This is a genomic window from Cognatishimia sp. (assembly GCF_964229375.1).
In the GTDB taxonomy this organism is placed as follows: domain Bacteria; phylum Pseudomonadota; class Alphaproteobacteria; order Rhodobacterales; family Rhodobacteraceae; genus Cognatishimia.
In genome coordinates this window covers 1-2,732 of the sequence record NZ_CAXREH010000169.1, presented here as the reverse complement: position 1 = coordinate 2,732, position 2,732 = coordinate 1, and the positions used below count along the sequence as shown (strand labels likewise).

Sequence of the window (2,732 nt, the reverse complement as noted above, 5' to 3'; positions counted from 1 at the left end):
GGCACGCGAATTGGGTACCACACCGCCATAGTCTTCGACCAGAATGCGCGACAGTTTCATCACGTTCTTGGCCTTGTTGCGGTAAAGGCCAATGGTTTTGATATGCTCGATCAGTTGCTCTTCGCCCAGATCCAGCATCTTTTGCGGCGTGTCCGCAATTGGGAACAGGTCTTTGGTCGCCTTATTGACGCCGACATCCGTTGCCTGCGCCGACAGCGCGACCGCGACCACCAGCGTATAGGCGTTGACGTGGTCTAACTCGCCCTTGGGGTGCTCTTCTGCTGCCTCAAACCGGGTAAAGATCTCTCGGATCGTGTGGTAATCAAGTTGCTTTGCCATGCGCAGGGTGTAGCCCGTCCGTCGCAAGCATCAAACCCCTTTACCCAAAAAGCGCAAAAAACGGGTCGTGTGCGCACGCAGCTCTGACTAGGGTAAACCCAAGGAACGCGTCGGGAAAGCGATGAGCACATGAGCAACATGGAACAGAGTTACCACTATGGCGTGATGCGCCGCGCGATCGAAATGATCGATCAGGGCGAAGACGCGCTGTCGCTCGAAGATCTCGCAGCGGCGCAAGGCATGAGCCCCGCCCATTTTCAGCGCCAGTTCTCGAAATGGGCTGGCATTTCGCCGAAACGGTTTCAGCAGTATTTGACCCTTGGACATGCAAAAACCTTGCTGCACGACAGGTTCACAACTTTGGACACAGCCCATTCGCTGGGTCTGTCTGGCACCGGACGGCTGCATGATCTGTTCATCAGGTGGGAGGCCATGAGCCCCGGTGACTATGCCAAAAAAGGTGCAGGGCTGACGATTTCATACGGTTGGTTTGACGGCCCGTTCGGCGACACTTTGGTCATGGGCACCGAGAAAGGCATCTGTGGAATGGCATTCGCGGCCGAAACCGGGCGCACGGCCACTTATCAGGATCTGAGCGCGCGCTGGCCAAATGCGCAATTTCAGGAAAACCAGACGTTGCTTGAGCCATGGGTCGCCAGCGTCTTTGGCAGCCCGCAGGCAGAGACCCCTTTGCTGTTGATCGGCACGGCGCTGCAGATCAAAGTCTGGGAAGCCTTGATGCGCATCCCGACAGGTCATGTCACCACCTATTCTGAAATCGCCCATGCGGTCGGGTCGCCAAAGGCCGTCCGCGCGGTGGGCACCGCCATCGGCAAGAACCCAATCAGCTGGATCATCCCCTGTCATCGCGCCCTGCGAAAGTCTGGTGGTCTGGGCGGCTATCATTGGGGGCTGCCTGTGAAACGGGCCATGCTGGCCTATGAGGCCGCGCAATCTGATCCATTGGCCAAAGCGTCCTAAGGTCGCCCGGCGCGCGCTTTCAGGGCCTTGAAGGCACCGCAAACACTGTAATTTGAGCAAAGCCTTGCCGAATTCCCCCTTGTGAAACAAGGCGGGAAGCCTCAGACTCGGGAAAGCAGTAAACCCATCATAACCAAGCGAACCAAAAGGGGCATGACGATGGCTCGAGCAAAACTTCCACTGGTCCTGACCGTTGGCGCGGCACTGACTCTCAGCGCCTGTACCGATCCGCAATATGCTGGCATCGAGCGGGACAACACGAAACAAGGCGCCACAATCGGAGCGATTCTCGGCGGTGCCCTTGGCGCATTGACCGCAGACGACAAACTGGGCGGCACGGTCCGCGGTGCGGCAATCGGCGCGGGTATTGGTGCCATCGCCGGCGATTATCTGGATCGTCAAGAGGCCGACTTGCGCCGCGATCTGGACAACTCGGACGTCGACATCACCAACACAGGTGACCGCCTGATCGTCACGATGCCAAACAGCATTCTGTTTGCAACAGACAGCTATACCGTCCGCAGCGACCTGCAACGTGACTTGCGTACTGTGGCCAGCAACCTTCTGGCCTATCCGGACTCGACCATTCAAATCATCGGACATACCGACAACGAAGGGGACGCGAGCTATAACCAGACCCTGTCTGAACGTCGCGCCAATGCGGTTGCGGATGTTCTTATGACCGAAGGCGTTCCATTTGGCCGCATCGACGCCATTGGCCGCGGTGAAAGCCAGCCCGTGACGTCCAACCTTACGCCTGAAGGTCGCGCGCAAAACCGGCGCGTTGAAATCGTGATCCTGCCGACCGCAGGCTAATTTTCCCGCATGTTTAAGACCCCCGCACAGGCCTCCCTGTGCGGGGGTTTTCTGTGCGCGCTTTGTATTGTCCCTGTGCGTGGGCTGATATTGTCTCGTGGCGGGGATCGACTAGCTTGCAAGGCAACACTTATTTCTGGAGGCACATATGGCTTATCACCTGCTCGGCATCTCGGGATCCTTGCGCAAGGACTCTGTAAACAGCAAACTGATCCGCGAAGCTGCGCGACTGTTTGGAGAGGCGCAATTCACCGAGGCCGATCTGAACATTCCACTTTATGACGGTGATCTGGAAGAGGCCGACGGGCTGCCCACTAAAGTTCAGACGCTGGTTGACCAAATTGCATCCGCAGACGCGGTCATCATATCCACACCTGAATACAACGGAGGCATTTCTGGCGTTCTTAAGAATGCCTTGGATTGGGTCAGCCGCGCCAAGCCGTCGCCCTGGGCCTCCAAACCCGTCGCCGTGATGAGCGCCGCCGCTGGCCGCGCAGGAGGAGTGCGGGCCCAAACGATGCTGCGCACCTGCATGACGCCCTTCAGTGTTCGCCTTGCAGCAGCACCCGAAGTCGGCATCGCGTCGGCCATGTCGG

3 protein-coding genes and 1 pseudogene are annotated in these 2,732 nt (G+C 58.2%); 3 read left to right on the top strand and 1 reads right to left on the bottom strand.

The window, feature by feature from the left end:
- Positions 1-339 (bottom strand): annotated as a pseudogene (locus ACEQWH_RS12600) (endonuclease III); the annotation flags it as partial.
- Positions 340-468: 129 nt separating this feature from the next.
- Between ACEQWH_RS12600 and ACEQWH_RS12595 the strand changes: the two are divergent.
- The 3 genes from ACEQWH_RS12595 to ACEQWH_RS12585 form a co-directional block, all read left to right on the top strand.
- Complete coding sequence (locus ACEQWH_RS12595) at positions 469-1,320, top strand: bifunctional helix-turn-helix domain-containing protein/methylated-DNA--[protein]-cysteine S-methyltransferase (RefSeq protein ID WP_370231400.1); 852 nt, start codon at positions 469-471, stop codon at positions 1,318-1,320.
- A 159-nt stretch (positions 1,321-1,479) separates the two neighbouring features.
- Positions 1,480-2,136, top strand: coding sequence for an OmpA family protein (locus tag ACEQWH_RS12590; protein WP_370231398.1), 657 nt, complete (start codon positions 1,480-1,482; stop codon positions 2,134-2,136).
- A gap of 148 nt (positions 2,137-2,284) precedes the next feature.
- Positions 2,285-2,732: NADPH-dependent FMN reductase (locus tag ACEQWH_RS12585; protein ID WP_370231396.1), on the top strand; the 448-nt coding region annotated here is incomplete at its 3' end.